This is a genomic window from Pseudomonas fluorescens, from assembly GCF_001902145.1.
Taxonomy (GTDB): Bacteria; Pseudomonadota; Gammaproteobacteria; order Pseudomonadales; family Pseudomonadaceae; genus Aquipseudomonas; species Aquipseudomonas fluorescens_BV.
The window spans coordinates 96,505-116,243 of the sequence record NZ_MRST01000026.1; the positions used below are offsets into that span (position 1 = coordinate 96,505).

At 60.0% G+C, this 19,739-nt stretch carries 18 protein-coding genes and 1 pseudogene; 7 read left to right on the forward strand and 12 right to left on the reverse strand.

The window, feature by feature from the left end:
* Positions 1–42: 42 nt before the first annotated feature.
* Genes creC through rloA2 form a run of 3 tightly spaced genes read right to left on the reverse strand, consistent with a single transcriptional unit; the run spans position 43 to position 2,659 of the window.
* Positions 43–1,482, reverse strand: coding sequence for a two-component system sensor histidine kinase CreC (creC, locus tag BUE92_RS19890; protein WP_073525855.1), 1,440 nt, complete (start codon positions 1,480–1,482; stop codon positions 43–45).
* Positions 1,482–2,150, reverse strand: coding sequence for a two-component system response regulator CreB (gene creB / locus BUE92_RS19895; RefSeq protein ID WP_073525857.1), 669 nt, complete (start codon positions 2,148–2,150; stop codon positions 1,482–1,484). Before creB ends, creC begins: the two co-directional genes overlap by 1 nt.
* Positions 2,151–2,158: 8 nt before the next feature.
* On the reverse strand, positions 2,159–2,659 hold the full coding sequence (gene rloA2, locus BUE92_RS19900) for a retropepsin-like aspartic peptidase RloA2 (RefSeq protein WP_073525859.1): 501 nt from the start codon (positions 2,657–2,659) through the stop codon (positions 2,159–2,161).
* 171 nt (positions 2,660–2,830) lie between these two features.
* On the opposite strand from rloA2, the gene BUE92_RS19905 reads away from it, so the two are divergent.
* The gene (locus BUE92_RS19905; protein ID WP_073525860.1) at positions 2,831–3,715 is read left to right on the forward strand and encodes an acyltransferase; all 885 of its coding nucleotides are present in this window, start codon (positions 2,831–2,833) and stop codon (positions 3,713–3,715) included.
* Here the strand turns inward: BUE92_RS19905 and BUE92_RS19910 are convergent.
* The gene (locus BUE92_RS19910) at positions 3,712–4,284 is read right to left on the reverse strand and encodes a DUF2780 domain-containing protein (protein WP_073525861.1); all 573 of its coding nucleotides are present in this window, start codon (positions 4,282–4,284) and stop codon (positions 3,712–3,714) included. The two genes, BUE92_RS19905 and BUE92_RS19910, sit on opposite strands and share 4 nt — an antisense overlap.
* Positions 4,285–4,420: 136 nt before the next feature.
* Here BUE92_RS19910 and BUE92_RS19915 point away from each other — a divergent pair, with 136 nt between their 5' ends.
* From BUE92_RS19915 to BUE92_RS19935, 6 genes are all read left to right on the forward strand, one after another.
* Positions 4,421–4,879 carry an anti-sigma factor domain-containing protein gene (locus tag BUE92_RS19915; protein WP_371915193.1) on the forward strand — a complete coding sequence of 153 codons (459 nt, stop codon included), beginning with the start codon at positions 4,421–4,423 and terminating at the stop codon, positions 4,877–4,879.
* 192 nt (positions 4,880–5,071) lie between these two features.
* Entirely contained in the window at positions 5,072–5,548 is a 477-nt protein-coding gene (locus BUE92_RS28175; RefSeq protein WP_143170009.1) for a hypothetical protein, read from the forward strand.
* 189 nt (positions 5,549–5,737) lie between these two features.
* Positions 5,738–6,448, forward strand: a complete 711-nt coding sequence (locus tag BUE92_RS19920) for an ABC transporter ATP-binding protein (protein ID WP_073525862.1) — start codon at positions 5,738–5,740, stop codon at positions 6,446–6,448.
* Positions 6,436–7,647: an ABC transporter permease gene (locus BUE92_RS19925; protein ID WP_371915194.1), complete on the forward strand. Its 1,212-nt coding sequence runs from the start codon at positions 6,436–6,438 to the stop codon at positions 7,645–7,647. Before BUE92_RS19920 ends, BUE92_RS19925 begins: the two co-directional genes overlap by 13 nt.
* Positions 7,640–9,061, forward strand: coding sequence for a TolC family protein (locus tag BUE92_RS19930; RefSeq protein WP_073525864.1), 1,422 nt, complete (start codon positions 7,640–7,642; stop codon positions 9,059–9,061). The genes BUE92_RS19925 and BUE92_RS19930 overlap by 8 nt, the downstream gene beginning before the upstream one ends.
* Positions 9,045–10,310 (forward strand): efflux RND transporter periplasmic adaptor subunit, encoded by a 1,266-nt coding sequence (locus BUE92_RS19935; protein ID WP_256673990.1) that lies wholly within the window; start codon positions 9,045–9,047, stop codon positions 10,308–10,310. The genes BUE92_RS19930 and BUE92_RS19935 overlap by 17 nt, the downstream gene beginning before the upstream one ends.
* An 84-nt stretch (positions 10,311–10,394) precedes the next feature.
* Here the strand turns inward: BUE92_RS19935 and fdhA are convergent, their stop codons facing one another.
* The 8 genes and pseudogenes from fdhA to BUE92_RS29025 form a co-directional block, all read right to left on the reverse strand.
* A complete protein-coding gene (gene fdhA / locus BUE92_RS19940; protein WP_005792122.1) occupies positions 10,395–11,594 on the reverse strand; it encodes a formaldehyde dehydrogenase, glutathione-independent in 1,200 nt (399 codons plus the stop codon).
* A gap of 135 nt (positions 11,595–11,729) precedes the next feature.
* Entirely contained in the window at positions 11,730–12,587 is an 858-nt protein-coding gene (gene purU / locus BUE92_RS19945) for a formyltetrahydrofolate deformylase (protein ID WP_005792124.1), read from the reverse strand.
* Between the two features lie 161 nt (positions 12,588–12,748).
* Positions 12,749–13,381, reverse strand: coding sequence for a sarcosine oxidase subunit gamma (locus tag BUE92_RS19950; protein WP_073525866.1), 633 nt, complete (start codon positions 13,379–13,381; stop codon positions 12,749–12,751).
* A gap of 124 nt (positions 13,382–13,505) precedes the next feature.
* Positions 13,506–16,523, reverse strand: a complete 3,018-nt coding sequence (locus tag BUE92_RS19955) for a sarcosine oxidase subunit alpha (RefSeq protein ID WP_073525867.1) — start codon at positions 16,521–16,523, stop codon at positions 13,506–13,508.
* Positions 16,520–16,822, reverse strand: a complete 303-nt coding sequence (locus BUE92_RS19960) for a sarcosine oxidase subunit delta (RefSeq protein WP_073525868.1) — start codon at positions 16,820–16,822, stop codon at positions 16,520–16,522. Before BUE92_RS19960 ends, BUE92_RS19955 begins: the two co-directional genes overlap by 4 nt.
* Before the next feature lie 15 nt (positions 16,823–16,837).
* On the reverse strand, positions 16,838–18,088 hold the full coding sequence (locus tag BUE92_RS19965; RefSeq protein WP_003176546.1) for a sarcosine oxidase subunit beta: 1,251 nt from the start codon (positions 18,086–18,088) through the stop codon (positions 16,838–16,840).
* Positions 18,089–18,110: 22 nt separating this feature from the next.
* Positions 18,111–19,364: a serine hydroxymethyltransferase gene (glyA, locus tag BUE92_RS19970; RefSeq protein ID WP_043046135.1), complete on the reverse strand. Its 1,254-nt coding sequence runs from the start codon at positions 19,362–19,364 to the stop codon at positions 18,111–18,113.
* Positions 19,365–19,622: 258 nt separating this feature from the next.
* Positions 19,623–19,739 (reverse strand): annotated as a pseudogene (locus BUE92_RS29025) (TraX family protein); the annotation flags it as partial.

A 19,739-nucleotide genomic window follows, 5' to 3' on the forward strand; every position in this document is an offset into this window, starting at 1 on the left:
CCTGTTTTGATGGGGAGAGTCTGCCCAGCCGGTATAGGGGATTTATGTGGGCAATGTGGAGACTGTGTGGAGATGCAGCACCGCTTGCACGCCGCCCGGTACGTTGCCGATCTGCAGGGTACCGCCGTGCAGCTTCATCACTTCTTCGACAAAGTTGAGCCCAAGGCCGGTACTTTTGCGTCCGCTGGCCGGGCGCGGCAGCGAGTAGAAGCGCTCGCTCAGGCGCGGCAAGGCGTAATCGGGAATCGCCTCCGCCTGGTTGAACAGGCTGACCTGCACCTCGTTACGCTGCACCTGGGCGCTGAACCTCAGCGTGCCGCCGGGCGGGGTGAAATCCAGCGCATTGTCGAGCAGGTTAGCCAGGGCCTGGCGCAGCAGGAAGGGTTCGCCAAACACCCGCACATCAGCGGCGATGGCCTGCTCGATGTGCAAGCCGGCGCCTTCGGTCCGCGCACATTGAGCCTTGAGCACATCCTCAACCAGGGCTGCCAAAGGAATGCTCGACTGCTCTTCCAGACCCTGGCGCTGCTCCACCTGGGCCAGGTTCAACAGGCGCTCGATCAACTGTTGCAGGCGCGCGCTTTCGCTGTCGATATTGCCGACAAACCGCTGCTGCTGCTCGCGGCTCATGTCACCCTGCAACAGCTCCGCCGCACCGCGAATCGCCGCCAACGGGCTCTTCAGTTCATGGGTCAGCGTATGCACGTAGCGCTCTACGTAAGCCTTGCCTTCCAGCTGCGTGCGCATGTGTTCCACGGCGGTGGATAACTGCTTGAGTTCGCCGCCGCGATAATGCGGCAACTCGGCGCGGCGGCCCTCGCTCACGGCTTCGGCATAGGCGGTAAGGCGTCTGAGGGCCGCCGTCAGCCACCACGACAATAGCGCGCCCAGCAGCAGCCCCAGGGTGACCAGCCCGGCGCCGTACCACAGCAGGCGCCGCTCGGTGCGATCCACGTAGGGTTGCAACGAGCTGTTGGGCTTGGCCACGGTGACCACGCCGATGATCTGGCCGTTATCGCGAATCGGCGCCCCCACGTGCATCACCGATGAGGTGGGGTCGTCTGCATCGCTGCGGGTGGAGCGCGCACCGTATTCGCCGCGCAGGGTCAGGTACACGTCGTTCCATTTCGAATAGTCCTGGCCCACCGCTTCACCGCTGGAGTCGAGCAATACCCTGCCCTTGGCGTCGGTCACGTAGATGCGATGGTTGACCTGGTTTTTCGGCAGCCCCCAGATCACCGCACCCGGCTGACGGTTGCCATAGGCCTTGAGCAGCTCTGGCCAATGACTCTGGCCGAGGGTGCCGTTTTTAACGTCTGCACGCAGGATTTCAGCCAGCAGGTTGGCGGTGTCCACTAATGTTTCTTCGGTGGACTGGCGCACGCCGGGGCGGATTTCTTTCATCACGGTGTTGAGCACGAAGTAGCCGGTCAGGCCGATAAACAGCGCATACACCAGGAAAATCCGCAGCCCAAGACGCATCAGCTGTGGCTCGGGCTGTAGCTATAGCCGAGGCCACGATGGGTCTGGATCGGCTCGGCATCCACCGCCACGCTCCGAAGCTTGCTGCGCAGGCTCTTGATATGACTGTCGATATTGCGCTCGTAACCGGCATCGGCGGGTACGCCCACCGCGTCCAGCAGTTGCTCGCGGCTGAACACGCGCTCGGGTTGTTCCAGCAGACTCTGCAGCAGGCGGAACTCATGGCGCGTGAGGCTCAAGGGTTGGCCGCGATAGAGAATCTGCATGCGTTCCAGATCCACTTGGAACAAGGTTGGCGCCACACCCGGGCCGACCCGCTTGAGAATCGCCCTGACCCGCGCCGCCACTTCCCGCGGGCTGAAAGGCTTGACCACATAATCGTCGGCACCGATCTCCAGCCCCACCACCCGGTCGATCTCCGCATCCCGTGCGCTGAGGAACATCACCGGCACTTCACTGAAGCGGCGCAATTGCTTGCAGGTTTCAAAGCCGGTGATGTCCGGCAGGCCGATGTCGAGGATGACCAGGTCAGCCGGGGTCTGGCGCTGATGCTCCAGCGCCGCCTGGCCGAGCGTCAGCCAGGTGGTGGTGAAGCCTTCGCCTTGCAGGGCAAAGATCAGTGTGTCGGCTATCGCCGCTTCGTCTTCGACAATCAGGATGTGCGGCATGGGTTCAATCAGCAGTCCGGTTTTTCGGCAGTGTAACGACGCGCCGGGTTCACCGCAGCACCAAACTCACGCAGGGCCTTGGCGCCGATCAGCAGCGGGTAGTTGAAACTGCTGCGGTCAGTGAGGTTGACCTCGACGGTGCGCTTGACGTCACCCAGGCACATCTCCAGATCGATCACCGGGCGCTTGGCCACGCTGGCTTCGTCCTTGTCATCATCTTCGTCGGCGCGGCTCTTGATCTTGCTGATGCGCGACACCTTGTGCTCATACACCTTGTTGCCTGCGTCCTCACCGCCGAGGCGGAAGCGCACCCAGTCATCGCCGTCGCGCTGAAAGGTTTCGATGTCGCGCGCCGACAGCGAGGCGGTCAGCGCGCCGGTGTCCATCTTGGCCTTGAACGTCTGGCCGATTTCCGGCAACTGGATGTATTCGTAGCGACCGTAGAGGGTCGGTTCGGCGGCCATGACAGGCACAGCAACCAGGGCGAACGCGGCAAGAAGCAATTTCACGGCAGGATTTCCTCGAAAGAAGTGGGCGGAGTCTAGACCGCAAACACAGCACTTAGTTGGATGACCGAGCATACCGCGCACAGTGTGAAACATTCGTCGGGCATTTTGCGATTTGGCCTCTAGACTCACCTTGCTTATCATGGCCCGCCCACAGAATTCCAAGAGTTGCTTATGCGCCGCCTGCTCACCGGCTGTCTGGTTACACTGCTGCTGTTACTCAACACGCTGATCCTGATCGGCCCCTTGATGGTCTTCGCCCTGCTCAAGCTGGTGGCGCCAGGGCGCTCGCGTGACTATGCCTCATGGGCGGTGATGTGGATCGCCGAAACCTGGGCCGAGATCGACAAGCTGATCTTCGCCACGTGCATCCCCACTCAATGGGATATTCGCGGTGGCGAGGACCTGCGCGGTGATACGTCTTACCTGGTGGTCAGCAACCACCAATCCTGGGTCGATATTCCCGCGCTGATCCAGGCATTGAACCGGCGCACGCCGTTCTTCAAGTTCTTCCTGAAAAAAGAACTGATCTGGGTGCCCTTTCTCGGCCTGGCCTGGTGGGCGTTGGATTACCCCTTCATGAAACGCTACACCAAGGCGTTCCTGGCCAGGCACCCGGAGCTGGCGGGGCAGGATTTGAAGATCACCAAAGAGGCCTGCGAGCTGTTCAAGCGCCAGCCGGTCACGGTGGTCAATTATCTGGAGGGCACGCGGTTCAGCGAGGCCAAGCACAAGCAACAGGCTTCACCGTTTACCCGATTGCTCAAGCCCAAGGCGGGCGGCGTGGCATTTGTGCTGGCGGCGATGGGCGAACAACTGGACGCGATTCTCGACGTGACCGTGGTGTATCCACAGCAAAAGATTCCGGGGTTCTGGGACTTGATCAGCGGCGCGGTGCCGAAGGTGATCGTGGATATCCGTACCCGCGAACTGGACCCGGCGTTGTGGCAAGGAGATTACGAGAATGATCCGGCGTTTCGCCAGACCGTCCAGAACTGGGTCAACCAGCTCTGGATGGAAAAGGATGCGCGCATCGAACAACTGCGCCAAGAACCTTAGCTGCCGGTGCCCCAGGCCTGAGCCAATTTGCCCAGCACGGAACTGCTGGCCCCCTCGCCGCCCAGGTATTTGAGGATCACCGGGGCAAACTGGCCGACCATGCCGCTGTCCATGCCCAAGGCGCTGAAGGCGGTGTTCAAGTCGTTGGTGCTTTTCACGTTGCCCAACAGACCGTCCAGGCCGCTGGTCTTGCTGCCGCCGGCTTGGCCGAGCATCCCGCTCAAAGCACCGAGGCTGCCCAGTGCGTTATTACCCGACAACTGCTCAAGGCCCGGCACACTGCTACTGAGCTGCGAGAAGTCGTTGCCGCTCAATTTGTTCTTGGCCAGGCCCAGCATGGCACCCGTGCCGCCCACCGCTTGCTCGGGGGTGATGTTCAGTTGCGAGGTCAAGGCCGTCAGCAGGTCGGCCGTCTCCGACGTAGGCGCGGCGGCGGCAGCCTTGTTGTTGCCACCCTGCATGCCGGAAATGGCGTTGGCTGCATCGCCAAGGCTGAAGCCTGCGGCGAACACCGGGCCGGCGGCGACGGTCAACAGGCAGGACAGGGCAAAACCGCGTGAAATCTTCATCGAAACAACCTCTGGGTATAGGGGTAAAAGCAGGCGTTGGACTGGGTATCTCGTCGGTTGTTCCGGAGCCCCTGAGGAACCCATCGAGGATAAGCGGGTCCATGAACTGACTACAAAATTCGTCGAGAAGAGACTTATGACTGCGATCCAACCCCCAGTGATTGAGCACAAGCCTGCGTTCTGGAGCCGCCCTCGCCTGTTCATCGGCGCCTGCGTGGTGGTGGTTGCCGGTATCGGTGGCGCGCTCTACACCCAGGACAGCGTCAAATCCGCGGCGACATTGGTGACCACGACCCAGCAGCCGGCCGCACAAATCATGGCCCACAAGGATTACCTGGAAGTGCAGCCGATTGCCTCCACGGCGCCCGCGCCAGACCAAAGCCTGGAACTGTGGGCTCTTCCCGAAGGCGGCACGCCCGTATCCCTCGGCCTGCTACCGGAAGACGGCAAAGGCATCATCGGCCTGAACCCACGCCAACAGGAAAGCATCAGCAAGCCGGTGGAATTGATGGTGAGCTCGGAAACCAAGGGTGGCTCGGTGAGCAAGCAGCCGACAGGGCCGACTGTTTACCAAGGGGCGCTGGCCAACCGCTGAGAACAACCGCTCAAACAGGTACAAAAGGGTGACCCTCGAAGTCGCCCTTTTTTACGGATAAATCTCGGAAAACTCCTACTTAACTCAAACTGGAAGACTATCAAACTGCAGCCAACCCGTTTCACAAATAAACAACGGGCCAGGCGACTTACGATACGCCGAAGACAGAACAAAATCTTTCGGAGTTACGACATGCTTAAGTCCTTCTTGAAACCCGGGATACTTGCAATAACGCTCTTTGCTCTTCCGACAATTGCGAGTGCAAGCGGGTTATCGGGCGCTATCGGGAGCGTCACACTCTCGAGCGGCAGCTCTTCGACTCAAGTTATTACTGAGTCAGCTTTTTCACACTCATGCACTGCCGGGAAGTTTGCCGGCTATGTACAAGGTGTTTTGGGTGGCACCGGAAGAACCATACAGTACGTCCGCGTGGACAGATATCGAATTGTAAAAACAGACGGTCATACCAGCAGAAACAAAGCCAATGTAAATATCAGGTCAGTGGGACCAAATGGAACCATAACGACAAGGTCAGCAGATGCTATGAAGCAGGATAGGCAGTGGCACGACCTGAAAATGACCAATTATAATCGGGGCCTGCGAAGTGCAGAAGTTGAAATGATTTTTGATAAGTCCGGGCCCGACATAAAATGTAAAATCGCCATCTAAACCGCTGACCATTGATCGCCAGTGCGCTTGAGTAGTTATCAGCATTGACCATATACCCAAGACCAGGCGACAGGCACTCAGCCAAATGAAAAGGCAACTCGCACGCTGCCTTTTCGTTTGTGCTCAAGTAACAAATAAAGACACACAACTGCCATCTTTCCTTTCTTATCAAAACGTTCCGATCCTCCAATGTCAGCCACTCCCGCTCACCCGCTCGGTCTCTTTCTACAGGGAATACACAAGCGCTATCAATTGGCCAGGCACCCCATCTCGATTCTTGAAAATATAAATCTGCAGATAAGCGCGGGTGAAAACTGCGCCGTGCTGGGTACTTCAGGTTCTGGCAAGAGCACGTTACTTAACATACTCGGCCTCTTGGATCGCGCAGATGAAGGGCGGTATGAGTTTTACGGACACGACACGTCCAAGGCGACACCGGATCAATTGGCAGTTCTACGCAACCGACACCTCGGTTTTATCTACCAGAATTTCAACCTGATGCCACGCCTCAGCGCACTGGACAACATCGCCTTGCCTCTGTCCTACCGTGGCATTGGGCGGCGTGAAGCTTTGCAGCGGGCCATGCACAGACTCCACCAGGTCGGTCTCGGCCACCGCGCACACCATCTACCCGCCGACCTCTCAGGCGGCCAACGACAGCGCGTCGCGATTGCGCGAGCACTGGTGGGTGAGCCATCCCTGATCCTCGCGGATGAGCCCACTGGCAATCTGGACAACCGTACGGCAAACGACATCTTGGACCTACTGCTGGCGATCAACCGTGAGCACCACGTCACGCTGATTATCGTCACCCATGATTTAACCATCGCCGAGCGCCTGGACCGACAAATCTGCGTTCAAGACCGTACCGTGCGTGAGCTTGCACCTTGTCAGAGTTGATGAGCGGCGCAGGCCAGACTTTTCACGATCTGCTGCATGACGTCAGCACAAACCTGCGCACCCTGGGCAGGCGGGCAGTGCTCACCCTTCTCGGCGTCGTCATGGGTAGCTGCTCGGTGGTCGCCCTCATCAATATCGGTCACAACGCCGCCGAAGAGGCCGCTGCAATCTTCCAGGGAATGGGCGTCGATACAGTAGTCGCACAGATTTCAAATGACGCAGAAATCACGCACGCCGGCCCCCTGACCGTTGAAATTGCTCACTTGCGCAGGAAAGTCCCTGAGCTGGAGGACATTGCACCCGTTGCCCTGATGGGGAACTCAGTGATGTTCAGGGGGCGCGACCTCACTATCGAGCTGATCGGCACAACGGCCCCACTGAAGCAGGCCTTGGGTTTGGAAATGCGCAAAGGACGTTTTTTGAGCGCATTCGATTACAAAGCCACTCATGCCGTGATAGGCCACCAACTCGCCGATGAACTCTCCGGGGCCGGCGAGCCGGTACGCATAGGCGACACACTGCGAGTGCGCCACGTGCTGTTTCAAGTCATCGGAATTCTGCATCCCAAGTTCCCTTCAGCGATTGCGCCTTTCAACACCAACACGTCACTGTTCATCCCACTGGAGGGGATCAGTCGACTACAAGCCTGGACGCCTGTCACCCACGTTTTCGCGCGCGCCCCCGGCGCGAGTCCCATTGATAGCGTGGTATCTGACTTCGAACATGCATTAAGCCCGCTGTTTCCCGGCCAGGCTATCGATGTGCTGGTTCCCCAACAAATCATCGATGGCCTGTCCCAGCAGAATCGTACCTTCACCTACCTGTTGGCCGCTCTCGCCAGTATCTCGCTCCTCGCCAGTGGTATCGGCGTGATGAACGTCATGCTGATGAATATCTCGCAGCGGCGTCGAGAAATAGGTTTGCGCATGGCCATGGGCGCTCGCCCACGTGACATTCGCAACCTGTTCATGATCGAAGCGCTCACCGTGACCACCTTGGGAGCGTTGACCGGAGCCATTCTGGGCGTTGGACTGGCCCTCCTCTATGCCCGTGTATCGGGCTGGAGCTTCGTGCTGTCGCCGACGTCGGTGCCATTGGGTGTGTGCAGCGCGATCGCCGTGGGTGTGTTTTTTGGCCTTTATCCCGCCCTCTCGGCATCCCGGCTGCAACCTGTGGAAGCTCTGCGTGAAGATGACTAAGTACCTGGTACTGACTGCGGTGTTACTCGTGTTCGTCCCGAGCGCCAAAGCCTCCACGTTATTAAGTCAGCAGACTATCCGCATGAGCCTCGCGGATGCCCTGTACCTGGGCCTGCGCAACAACCGGGATATCCGCAGTGCCTATTTGCAACGGGTAGGGCAGAAATTCGATCTACGCGTTGCTGAAGATGCTTTCAAACCGAAGCTCTTGCTCAAGAGTGAGTACCGCAACATCAAGGATAGCGATGACCAGGCCCGTCAAATCGCACTAACGCCCACGGCTACGCTGATCGGACAGTACGGCACTCGCCTGAACTTGGGATGGACCCAACAGTTCAACCATACCGAGCAGACGGGGCACCTACGCAGCGACGGTGTGAACCTGGAGATAATCCAACCGTTGTTGCGCGGGGCCGGCCCGGATGTCACCACGGCCCCTCTGCGGCTCGCGAGACTGTCGGAGCAAGCCAACCGCCTGAATCTCAAGGCCAGTATTTCCCAGTCCATCACCGCTATCATCACCAGCTACCGGGAACTGATCAGGTCTCAGGAACAGCTGAGCATTGTCCAGGCATCGCTTCAAAGAGCCCGCGACCTGTTGGAGATAAACAGGGCGCTGATCAACGCCGGACGCATGGCCCAATTCGAAATCGTGCAGACCGAAGCGGATATTGCCGTGCAGGAATTGAGCGTCGAAGAAGCACAGAACGAGCTGGATATTCAACGCCTCGCACTGCTGCGCCTGCTTGCTCTGGACCTATCCACGAATCTTCAGGCCACTGAAGCCTTGCAGGCGACACCGGTCGATGTCGATCTATTACAAGCCATACGCCTGGCTCAAGTTCAGCAACCTCAATACCTCTCCACATTGCTCAATGGCCAACAGGCCGAGCTGAACATGATCATCGCCAAGGATGCTTCTCGCTGGGATCTCTCACTGGTGGCGGGTGCCAATCAGGTACGTGATCATCCACGTACCGGCTCCGTTCGACGTTGGGAAAGCTATACCGGTCTTCAGTTGGAAATTCCCATTGGCGACATCAGCACCCGTCAAGCAGAAACACATGCCCGTATCAACGTAGAGCACCAGCAATTGCTCATCGCCGACGCCCGTCAAGAGTTGGAACGTAGCGTCAATAACGTTGTGCGCGAACTTGGTACCCGCTGGCGCCAATATGAAATCGCTTTGCGCGCCAATGAACTGTCCATGCGCAAGCTGAATATCGAGCGCGAAAAGCTCAGTGCCGGCCGCTCCAGCAACTTTCAAATCATCAGTTTCGAAAACGATCTGCGCGATGCAGAAAACGCTCGCATCAACGCACTGATCGCCTATTTGAATGCACAAACGCAACTGGACGACACCCTTGGCATGACGCTGGAACGATGGGAGATTGCACTTGAAGACCCACACTGAGAGCCCACCTCGCTCGTACCATTGGCGCATAGGTTTGATGGTGCTCATGACGTTGACATGCGTTGCACTGATCGTGAAGAAACGGGTAATCCAGCCTCCTCCCGCACCGCAATGGGTGAGCATACAGAACCAACCACTGACGCAACACATCGGCTTGGTCGGGAAATTCGAGCCCATTCAAACCATCGTACTCAACGCACCATTCGAAGGCGTTATCCAATCTCTCGAAGTAGAACATGGACAGTGGGTGCAAGAGGGTCAAACACTCCTGAGTATGGACCCGACACTTATCGAGCTGCAGTTACGAGAAGCCTTATCCGGGCAACTCAAGGCGCAACGAGCCTTACAAGAGTTGAAGAGTTGGGAAAACGGCACTCAAGTCGCACGAGCGCGTCGTGCGCTACGCGCCGCCGACATGTCATTGAGCAGCCTGGAAGGCAGGCTGCGAGAAAGCCGCCATCTTTTCGAGCGCGGAATTATTGCGCGTAACGAACTGGACGAACTGGATCAACAAACGACATTGCAACGGCTTGAACGGATCAGCGCTCAAAACGAACTGCAAGCGTTACTCAGCGAAGGAACAGGCGAGGCCCGAAAAATTGCCGAGATGGAGCTGATCAATGCCACGGTGAAGTATGAACAACTGCAACAAGTACTTACCCGCCAAACCGTCGTGGCCCCTTTCACTGGCGTGATTGTTCCGGTGAGTGCATCACAAGGATCGGGCGTCGTGGCCCCTGTGCAAACCGGCGATCGGGTCAGCCAGAATCAATCATTGCTGGGCTTGGCTCACACCCAATCGTTGAAGGTAATCACCACGGCATCTGAATTGGATATCAACCAATTACAACCAGGTCAGCACGTCGAAATTCTTGGAGATGGGTTTGAGGGAGAGCGGCTCCATGGCCATATACAAACGGTCGGCAACCTGGCCTTACCCAACGATGACCCCAGCGCCAGCGCACAGTTTCCAGTCACGCTGGCCCTGCCTGAACTGTCCCCTGAACAAGCCAGGCGTATTCGGCCCGGCATGAGCGCACGCCTGCGCATCATCACCTACCACAATGAGCAGGCTCTGATCGTTGCGCCAGAAGCAATCAGCCAAGAGGGCAATGAAATGACCGTGGCCTACCGCAAGGACGAGGATCAGCCGATTGAGCGCAGGGTCGTTACGGTTGGCCATGCCAACGCGGAGGGTGTAGAGGTTTTTGGTCTGGCCCCGGGTCTGGTACGCCTTGGCACCCAATAATGACAATGACGCCCCACTCTTAGAGTTGAACAACATACGCAAAAAGGGCGACCCGCAGGCCGCCCTTTTCATTTACCCAGCGCGTTACGCCGCACTGAACAACTTATGCGGATCAATCACAAACTTCTTCGGCACACCCGCATCGAACTCGCCATAGCCACGTGGCGCATCATCCAGGCTGATCACCTGTACGCCGACGATTTCTGCAATGTTGATACGGTCCCACATGATCGCCTGCATCAGTTGGCGGTTGTACTTCATCACTGGCGTTTGCCCGGTGTGGAAGCTGTGGGATTTGGCCCAACCCAGACCAAAGCGAATGCTCAGGCTGCCCATTTTCGCGGCGGCATCGACCGCACCTGGATCTTCGGTCACGTACAGACCTGGGATACCGATTTTGCCTGCCACACGCACCACGCCCATCAGCGAGTTGAGCACGGTGGCCGGGGCTTCGGCCTTGACGCCGTCGTGGCCATGGCCGCGTGCTTCGAAGCCCACGCAGTCAACGGCGCAGTCCACTTCGGGCTCGCCCAATAGCGCGGCGATTTGTTCGTGCAGAGGGGTGTCGGTAGACAGGTCGACGATTTCAAAACCCTGGGCCTTGGCGTGGGCCAGGCGGATTGAGTTGACGTCGCCGATGATCACCACCGCTGCACCCAGCAAGCGAGCGGAGGCGGCAGCCGCCAGCCCCACCGGGCCGGCACCAGCGATGTAGACAGTGCTGCCTGGACCGACGCCGGCAGTAACAGCGCCGTGGTAGCCAGTGGGCAGGATGTCGGAGAGGCAAGTCAGGTCACGGATTTTCTCCATGGCCTTGTCGCGGTCCGGCAGTTTCAGCAGGTTGAAGTCGGCATACGGCACCAGCACGTACTCGGCCTGGCCGCCGGTCCAGTCGCCCATGTCCACGTAGCCGTAGGCGCCACCGGCACGGGCCGGGTTGACGGTCAGGCACACGCCGGTGTGTTGTTCTTTGCACGAACGGCAGCGGCCGCACGCCACGTTGAAAGGCACGGACACCAGGTCGCCGATTTTCAGGTTCTCGACGTCGCTGCCCTTCTCGATGACTTCGCCGGTAATTTCATGACCGAGCACCAGGCCGGTCTGGGCCGTGGTGCGGCCGCGCACCATGTGTTGGTCGGAGCCGCAGATGTTGGTGGAGACCACGCGCAGGATGACGCCGTGCTCGATCTTCCTGCCACGGGGGTCCTGCATTTTGGGATAGTCGATTTTCTGTACTTCGACCTTGCCGTTGCCGAGATACACGACACCACGATTACCAGACATGCTTTCACCTCGCTGTTGTTTTTATGGAACTGCGTTGCCGCTTGGGTGGGCAGCGCGTTTAAGTGCTCGGGTACAGATGCTGTTTTTGCGTTGTTTGTGAGGGCCTCATCGGGGGCAAGCCCCCGATGGCGTCAGTCAGAGCACCACCGTCCGATTGGCGTTCAAAAACACCCGCCGCTCGATGTGATACCCCACCGCCCGCGCCAATGTGAGCCCTTCGATATCCCGCCCCTTGGCAATCAAATCCTCGGGATAGTGGCTGTGATCCACCACCTCCACGCCTTGGGCGATGATCGGCCCTTCATCCAGATCGTTGTTGATGTAATGCGCCGTGGCGCCCACCAGTTTCACGCCCTTGTTGTACGCCTGGTGATAAGGCTTGGCGCCCTTGAAGCCGGGCAGCAACGAGTGATGAATGTTGATGGCCTTGCCGTCCAGCTTGCGGCACAGCTCCGGTGACAGCACTTGCATGTAGCGCGCAAGGATCACCAGCTCGGCGCCGGTGTCTTCCACCACTTGCCACACCTGGCGCTCCTGGGACGGCTTGTCGTTGGGGTCGAGCGGGAAATGGTAGTAGGGAATCTGGTGCCAGTCGGCCAAGGGTTTCAGATCGGGGTGGTTGGACACCACCGCGACTACGTCCATCGACAGCTGGCCGATGCGCTGGCGATACAGCAGGTCGTTGAGGCAGTGATCGGCCTTGGAGACCATGATCACCACTTTGGGCCGGTAGTTCGGCGCCGTCAGTTCGAAGATCATGCCAAAGGCTTCACCACGGGTGGCCAAGCCATCGCGGAACGCCTGCTCGTCAAAGCCGTCAGGCTGACGGAACTCGACACGAATGAAAAACCGACCCGAGAGGCGGTCATCAAACGAATGGTGCTCGGTGACGTAGCAGCCCTGCTCAAACAGGTAGCGGGTGACCGCGTCCACCGTGCCGAGCACGCTGGGGCAGTCGGCGGTCAAAATCCATGTATCGGGTGCGCGGCTCATTACGAATAACTCCTCAAACAACGCTATCTACTGTAGGAGCGAGCTTGCTCGCGAAGAACGCCAACGATGATGCATGCATGCTGAATGAACGCGGCGTCTTTGAGTTTTTCGCGAGCAAGCTCGCTCCTACAGTGAAGGGGGGAGACAGCGCGAGCGCCATGTCAGGCTTGAACGCTCAAACCGAATTCGGCCGAGGCATCCTGCAACCACAACCACCAGTAATCCGAGAAGCTGCGACGGATCAGCAATTCCCAGGTGTCTTCGCCGGTATGACGGATCACCAGTTGCGACTTGGCGAACACCGTGCCCACGGCCTTGCCGACGGGGAAGTTGTTGGGGTGCACGTCATAGCTGGTGGACTTCATCAGCACGTCGCGCACATTCGGGCCGCTCAGCTCGAGGATCTGCTGGCCGCCGCTGACGTTGACGATCTGGATATGCAGGTCGCCCAGGGCAGCGCGCAGTTTTTGCTCGGCGGCAAACTCTTCACCGCTCGGCACGATCAACAGCCACTCATCCGGGCCGAGCCACTGAAGGCTGGTTTCACCGCTTACGACCACGCTCAGGGGGCCGGGCAGTTCGATACCGACGGCCTTGTGTACGCCGGCGGCGAAGGCGGCGTCGTGGCCATCGCCACGAATGGTCAGGTGGCCGAGGAGTTTCTTTTCACGCACGGTCACGCCGGCATTCTTGCGGCCCTTGCCGACCAGGCTGGCGAGGTCGGCATGGTGCAGCGACGACTCGGCCTTGGCACCGGTGGTGGGGCGTTGCTGGTAAACATTGGCTGCTGTCATAGAGCACCTTTCCTGAATTTTGTTGTGCGGCTACTGGCGTCTTCGCGAGCAAGCCCGCTCCCACATTTGGAACGCGTTTCCCCTGTGGGAGCGGGCTTGCTCGCGAAGGCCGCGCCTCGGTCTATCAGATGTTCTGCCGATCACCTTTGGGGTCAAAGAACACCGAAGACACAATCTCGGCCTCGATCACGCTGCCATCCGCTTGCGGCGAGAACACCCGCTCACCGATGCGCTTCAAGCCGCCCTTCACCACACCCATGGCAAACGAATAGCCCAGGGAGTTATGCGCATAACTTGAGGTAACGTGACCCACCATCTTCATCGGAATCGTCTGCTTCGGATCGAACACCAACTGCGCGCCTTCCGGCAGCCACACGTTCGGGTCGATCGGCTTGAGCCCCACCAACTGCTTGCGCTCTTCACGCACGCAGTCTTCACGGTTCATCCCACGCCAGCCGATCCACGAGAACGGCTTGGTACGGCCAACGCACCAGCCCATGTTCAGGTCGTCCGGGGTCATCGAGCCATCGGTGTCTTGCCCGACGATAATGAAGCCCTTCTCGGCGCGCAGTACGTGCATGGTCTCGGTGCCGTACGGGGTCAGGTTGTACTTTTTGCCGGCCTCGACGATCTTTTCCAGCACGCCCATGGCGTAGTCGGCCTGCACGTTGACCTCAAACGACAGCTCACCGGTAAACGAGATACGGAACACCCGCGCCGGCACACCGCCCACCAGGCCTTCCTTCCAGGTCATGAACGGGAAGCCGTCCTTGTCCAGGTCGATGTCAGTCACTTCACTGAGCAGCTTGCGGCTGTTGGGGCCGGACAGGGTCATGGTTGCCCAATGGTCGGTGACCGAGGTGAAGTACACCTTGAGGTCCGGCCATTCGGTCTGCTGGTAGATTTCCAGCCACTGCAGCACGCGGGCGGCGCCGCCGGTGGTGGTGGTCATCAGGAAGTGGTTGTCGGCCAGACAGGCCGTCACGCCGTCGTCGAAGACCATGCCGTCTTCCTTGCACATCAGGCCGTAGCGCGCCTTGCCCACGTCGAGCTTGGTCCAGGCGTTGGTGTAGATGCGGTTGAGGAACTCGCGCGCATCCGGGCCCTGAATGTCGATCTTGCCGAGAGTGGACGCGTCCAGCAGGCCGACGCTGTCGCGCACGGCCAGGCATTCGCGCTTCACCGCAGCGTGCAGGTCTTCACCGTTACGCGGGAAATACCACGGGCGTTTCCACTGGCCGACGTCTTCAAACTCGGCGCCGTTCTTCACGTGCCAGGCTTGCAGGGCGGTGTAGCGTACCGGCTCGAAAATATGCCCACAGTGACGGCCCGCTACGGCACCGAAAGTGACCGGCGTGTAGTTGGGACGGAACATGGTGGTGCCCATCTGCGGGATGGTCACGTTCAGCGAACGGGCGGCGATGGCCAGGCCGTTGACGTTACCCAGCTTGCCCTGGTCGGTGCCGAAGCCCAGCGCCGTGTAGCGTTTGACGTGCTCCACCGACTCGAAGCCTTCGCGGGTGGCCAGCTCGATGGCGGCGGCGGTGACGTCGTTTTGCAGGTCGACAAATTGCTTTGGCGCCCGTGCGGTGGCTTTTTCGTGCGGCACCTGGAACAGCGCCAGGGTCGGCTCTTCAAGACGGCTCAAGGCTTTTGGCAGCGTGCCTTCAACCGGGGCAAAACCGGCTTCGCTGGCCGCACGCACGCCGCCTTCAAAGCCATCTGCAAGGGAATCGCCAAGGCCGTAGACGCCGTTGATGCCACCCACGCACACGCGCTTTTGCGGTGCTTCGCCCGGTACAAACCCGAGGATATCTTCACGCCAGGTCGGCTTGCCGCCCAGGTGCGAGGCCAGGTGCACCACCGGGCTGTAACCGCCGGAGCTGGTGACCAGGTCGCAGTCCAGCCATTCGCCGGGGCTGGTCACTTTATGCGCCTTGACGTCGATGGCTGCCACGCGGGCGCCGGTCACGTGCTTGCTGCCACGGGCCTCGATCACGGCGCTGCCGGTAAGGATGCGGATACCTTTGGCGCGGGCTTCTTCAACCAGGGCACCGCGTGGGTTGTGACGCGCATCGGCCACCGCGACGACGGTGAGGCCCGCATCGAACCAGTCCAAGGCAACGCGGTAGGCATGATCGTTGTTGGTCGACAGCAGCAACTTCTTACCCGGTGCCACGCCGTAGCGACGCACGTAGGTAGACACCGCCCCCGCGAGCATATTGCCCGGCACATCGTTGTTGCCGTACACCAGCGGACGCTCGCACGCACCGGTGGCCAGCACCACGCGCTTGGCACGTACGCGGTGGATACGCTGACGCACCACGCCAATCGGCGCACGGTCACCCAGGTGGTCGGTCAGGCGTTCGTGAATGGTCAGGAAGTTATGGTCGTGGTAGCCATTGACGGTGGCGCGGGGCAGCAGCACCACGTCCGGCAGGGCTTTCAATTCGGCAATGACGCTGGCAACCCATTCAGTGGCCGGCTTGCCGTCGAGGCTTTCGCGGGAATCGAGCAGCGAACCACCGAACTCTTCCTGCTCGTCGGCGATGATCACACGGGCACCGCTGCGCGCAGCGGCCAGCGCAGCCGCGAGGCCCGCAGGGCCTGCGCCCACGACCAGCACGTCGCAATGACGGTTGAAGTTGTCGTAGGTGTCCGGGTCGTTCTCGGTGGGCGAACGGCCAAGGCCCGCCGCCTTGCGGATGTACTTCTCGTAGGTCATCCAGAACGATTGCGGGTACATGAAGGTTTTGTAGTAGAAACCCGGCGGCATCAGCTTGCCGCCGACCTTGCCGAGAATGCCCATCATGTCGTTGTTGACGCTCGGCCAGCCGTTGGTGCTGGTGGCGACCAGGCCCTGGTACAGCGCCTGTTGGGTGGCGCGCACGTTGGGGATCTGCGTGGCTTCGGTGGCGCCGATCTGCAGCACCGCGTTCGGCTCTTCGGCGCCTGCGGCAAAGATGCCCCGTGGGCGCGAGTACTTGAAGCTGCGGCCAATGATGTCGACGCCGTTGGCCAGCAGGGCTGCGGCCAGGGTGTCGCCTTCAAAGCCTTTGTAGCTCTGGCCGTTGAACGTAAACGTCAGGACTTTATTACGGTCGATGCGGCCACCGTTGGACAGGCGATTGATCTGGCTCATACCTTCTCTCCAGAGGCCTTGGCGGTGAACTGAGGCTTCTCACCGATCTTGTAGGTTTCAAGAATTTCGTAGGTCAGGGTGTCGCGGGTGGCGTTGAAATACTGGCGGCAACCGGCGGCATGGATCCACAGTTCGTGGTGCAGGCCGCGCGGGTTATCGCGAAAGAACATGTAGTCGCCCCACTGCTCGTCGGTGCAGGCATTCGGGTCCAGCGGGCGCGGGATGTGCGCTTGGCCGGACGCGTGGAATTCCTCTTCGGAGCGCAGTTCGCCACAGTGAGGACAGAAGATATGCAACATAGGGAATTTCTCCTGTTAGTGGGCGACGGCCGCAGCGCCGTGTTCGTCGATCAGCGCACCGTTGTGGAAACGGTCGATGGAAAAAGGTGCGGCCAGCGGGTGCATTTCACCCTTGGCCAGGCTGGCGGCAAACACGTTGCCTGAGCCTGGGGTGGCCTTGAAGCCGCCCGTACCCCAACCGCAGTTGAAGAACATGTTCGGTACCGGGGTCTTGGAGATGATCGGGCAGGCATCCGGCGTGGTGTCGACGATGCCGCCCCACTGGCGGTTCATGCGCACCCGTGACAGCACCGGGAACATCTCGACGATGGCCTGGATGGTGTGCTCGATCACCGGGTACGAACCGCGTTGGCCGTAGCCGTTGTAGCCGTCGATACCGGCGCCGATCACCAGGTCGCCCTTGTCGGACTGGCTGATGTAACCGTGCACGGCGTTGGACATGATCACGCTGTCGATAATCGGCTTGATCGGCTCCGACACCAGGGCTTGCAGCGGATGGGATTCGATCGGCAGGCGGAAGCCCGCCAGCGAAGCCATGTGCCCGGAGTTACCGGCGGTGACCACCCCGACGCGCTTGGCGCCGATAAAACCCTTGTTGGTTTCCACACCGATGCACACGCCGTTTTCCTTGCGGAACCCGATCACTTCGGTCTGCTGGATCAGGTCCACGCCCAAGGCATCGGCAGCGCGAGCAAAGCCCCAGGCCACGGCATCGTGACGGGCTACGCCGCCGCGACGTTGCACGGTGGCACCGAGCACGGGGTAACGGGTGTTCTTGGAGCAATCCAGATACGGGATTTCGTCGGCCACTTGCTGGGCATTCAGCAGCTCGCCGTCCACGCCGTTGAGGCGGTTGGCGCTCACTCGGCGCTCGGAATCACGGATGTCCTGCAGGGTGTGGCACAGGTTGTACACGCCACGCTGGGAGAACATCACGTTGTAGTTCAGGTCTTGGGACAAACCTTCCCAGAGTTTCATTGCATGTTCGTACAGGTGCGCCGACTCGTCCCACAGGTAGTTGGAACGCACGATGGTGGTGTTGCGCGCGGTGTTACCGCCGCCCAGCCAGCCTTTCTCGACCACCGCCACGTTGGTGATGCCGTGTTCCTTGGCCAGGTAGTAGGCGGTCGCCAGACCATGCCCGCCGCCGCCGACGATGACCACGTCGTAGACCTTCTTGGGGGTCGGCGTGCGCCACATCTTCTGCCAGTTTTCGTGATGGCTGAGGGAGTGCTTGAAGAGGCCGAAGCCTGAGTAGCGTTGCATAGTCATTACTCCAAAACCGCGCTCAGCGATAAACCGGGAAATCAGCGCACAGGGCAGACACGTGCTTGGCCACGTTGGCCTCGACATCGGCGTCACCGAGGTTGTCGAGGATGTCGCAGATCCAGCCGGCCAGCTCGACGCACTGCGGCACTTTGAAGCCACGGGTGGTCACCGCCGGGGTACCGATGCGCAGGCCCGAGGTCACGAACGGCGACTGCGGATCATTCGGCACGGCGTTCTTGTTGACGGTGATGTGGGCGCGGCCCAGGGCGGCGTCCGCCTCTTTGCCGGTGAGGCCCTGGCGAATCAGGCTGACCAGGAACAGATGGTTGTCGGTGCCGCCGGAGACCACATCGTAGCCACGCTTGATGAACACTTCGGCCATGGCCTGGGCGTTATCGATCACTTGCTGCTGGTAAGCCTTGAAACCGGGCTCCAGCGCTTCCTTGAAGCACACGGCCTTGCCGGCGATCACGTGCATCAGCGGGCCGCCCTGGGCGCCAGGGAATACCGCGGCGTTGAGTTTCTTTTCGATGGCTTCGTTGGCCTTGGCCAGGATCAAGCCGCCCCGTGGACCGCGCAGGGTCTTGTGGGTGGTGGTGGTGACCACGTCGGCGTAAGGCAGCGGGTTCGGGTACAGGCCAGCGGCAACCAGGCCGGCAACGTGGGCCATGTCGACGAACAGCAGCGCGCCTACCTTGTCGGCGATCTGACGAAAGCGTGGGAAATCCAGGGTCTTGGAATAGGCCGAGAAGCCCGCTACGACCATCTTCGGCTTGTGCTCGACCGCCAGGCGCTCGACTTCGTCGTAGTCGATCAGGCCGGTGTCAGTGTTGATGCCGTACTGCACTGCGTTATACAGCTTGCCCGAGGACGACACTTTGGCGCCGTGGGTCAGGTGACCGCCGTGGGCCAGGCTCATGCCCAGGATCGTGTCGCCGGCATTGATCAGCGCCAGGTATACGGCGCTGTTGGCCGAGGAACCGGAGTGCGGTTGCACGTTGGCGTAATCGGCGCCGAACAGCTGCTTGGCGCGCTCGATGGCCAGGGCCTCGACCTTGTCCACATGCTCGCAACCACCGTAGTAGCGCTTGCCCGGATAGCCTTCAGCGTATTTGTTGGTGAGGCCGCTGCCTTGAGCTTCCATCACGCGCTTGCTGGTGTAGTTCTCCGACGCGATCAGCTCGATATGATCTTCCTGGCGCTGCTCCTCGGCATTCATCGCCGCCAGCAGTGCGTCGTCATATCCCTGGATCTGGTCTTGTTTGCTGAACATCACGTCTCTCCCAGCCTTTCGTATTGTTGAGGCCCGTGCAGGGCCCTTTGATGCGATGGTAGGGCTGGCGCGTGCGGGCCAAATGCCTGCGCACGCCACGCAAAGGTGCGTTTACGACATGGCCTGAGCAAATGCTAACTGGGTGCCTACAAACTGTAGGAGCGAGCTTGCTCGCGAAAAACCTGAGGGCGCCGCGTTCAATCAGGCAGCCCGCGTTATCGTTGACGTTTTTCGCGAGCAAGCTCGCTCCTACAAGGGTTAGGCGATGAGCTTGCGAAGGAGCAGCAGCAGGAGGAAGTGAAGCGGATAAAGGGCATAGGCCCAGCGGCGCATTGCTGGGGGCGCAGCACTCCGAGCGTGCCGCAGTAAGATCAA

Excerpts from the sequence above, each read along its gene's own strand:
- BUE92_RS19930 (WP_073525864.1), top strand. The coding sequence starts at position 7,640 with ATGACTAAGTACCTGGTACTGACTGCGGTGTTACTCGTGTTCGTCCCG.
- BUE92_RS19915 (WP_371915193.1), top strand. The coding sequence starts at position 4,421 with ATGACTGCGATCCAACCCCCAGTGATTGAGCACAAGCCTGCGTTCTGG.
- BUE92_RS19960 (WP_073525868.1), bottom strand. The coding sequence starts at position 16,822 with ATGTTGCATATCTTCTGTCCTCACTGTGGCGAACTGCGCTCCGAAGAG.
- BUE92_RS19950 (WP_073525866.1), bottom strand. The coding sequence starts at position 13,381 with ATGACAGCAGCCAATGTTTACCAGCAACGCCCCACCACCGGTGCCAAG.
- glyA (WP_043046135.1), bottom strand. The coding sequence starts at position 19,364 with ATGTTCAGCAAACAAGACCAGATCCAGGGATATGACGACGCACTGCTG.
- creB (WP_073525857.1), bottom strand. The coding sequence starts at position 2,150 with ATGCCGCACATCCTGATTGTCGAAGACGAAGCGGCGATAGCCGACACA.
- BUE92_RS28175 (WP_143170009.1), top strand. The coding sequence starts at position 5,072 with ATGCTTAAGTCCTTCTTGAAACCCGGGATACTTGCAATAACGCTCTTT.
- BUE92_RS19910 (WP_073525861.1), bottom strand. The coding sequence starts at position 4,284 with ATGAAGATTTCACGCGGTTTTGCCCTGTCCTGCCTGTTGACCGTCGCC.
- BUE92_RS19920 (WP_073525862.1), top strand. The coding sequence starts at position 5,738 with ATGTCAGCCACTCCCGCTCACCCGCTCGGTCTCTTTCTACAGGGAATA.
- BUE92_RS19955 (WP_073525867.1), bottom strand. The coding sequence starts at position 16,523 with ATGAGCCAGATCAATCGCCTGTCCAACGGTGGCCGCATCGACCGTAAT.
- purU (WP_005792124.1), bottom strand. The coding sequence starts at position 12,587 with ATGAGCCGCGCACCCGATACATGGATTTTGACCGCCGACTGCCCCAGC.
- BUE92_RS19905 (WP_073525860.1), top strand. The coding sequence starts at position 2,831 with ATGCGCCGCCTGCTCACCGGCTGTCTGGTTACACTGCTGCTGTTACTC.
- fdhA (WP_005792122.1), bottom strand. The coding sequence starts at position 11,594 with ATGTCTGGTAATCGTGGTGTCGTGTATCTCGGCAACGGCAAGGTCGAA.
- BUE92_RS19965 (WP_003176546.1), bottom strand. The coding sequence starts at position 18,088 with ATGCAACGCTACTCAGGCTTCGGCCTCTTCAAGCACTCCCTCAGCCAT.
- creC (WP_073525855.1), bottom strand. The coding sequence starts at position 1,482 with ATGCGTCTTGGGCTGCGGATTTTCCTGGTGTATGCGCTGTTTATCGGC.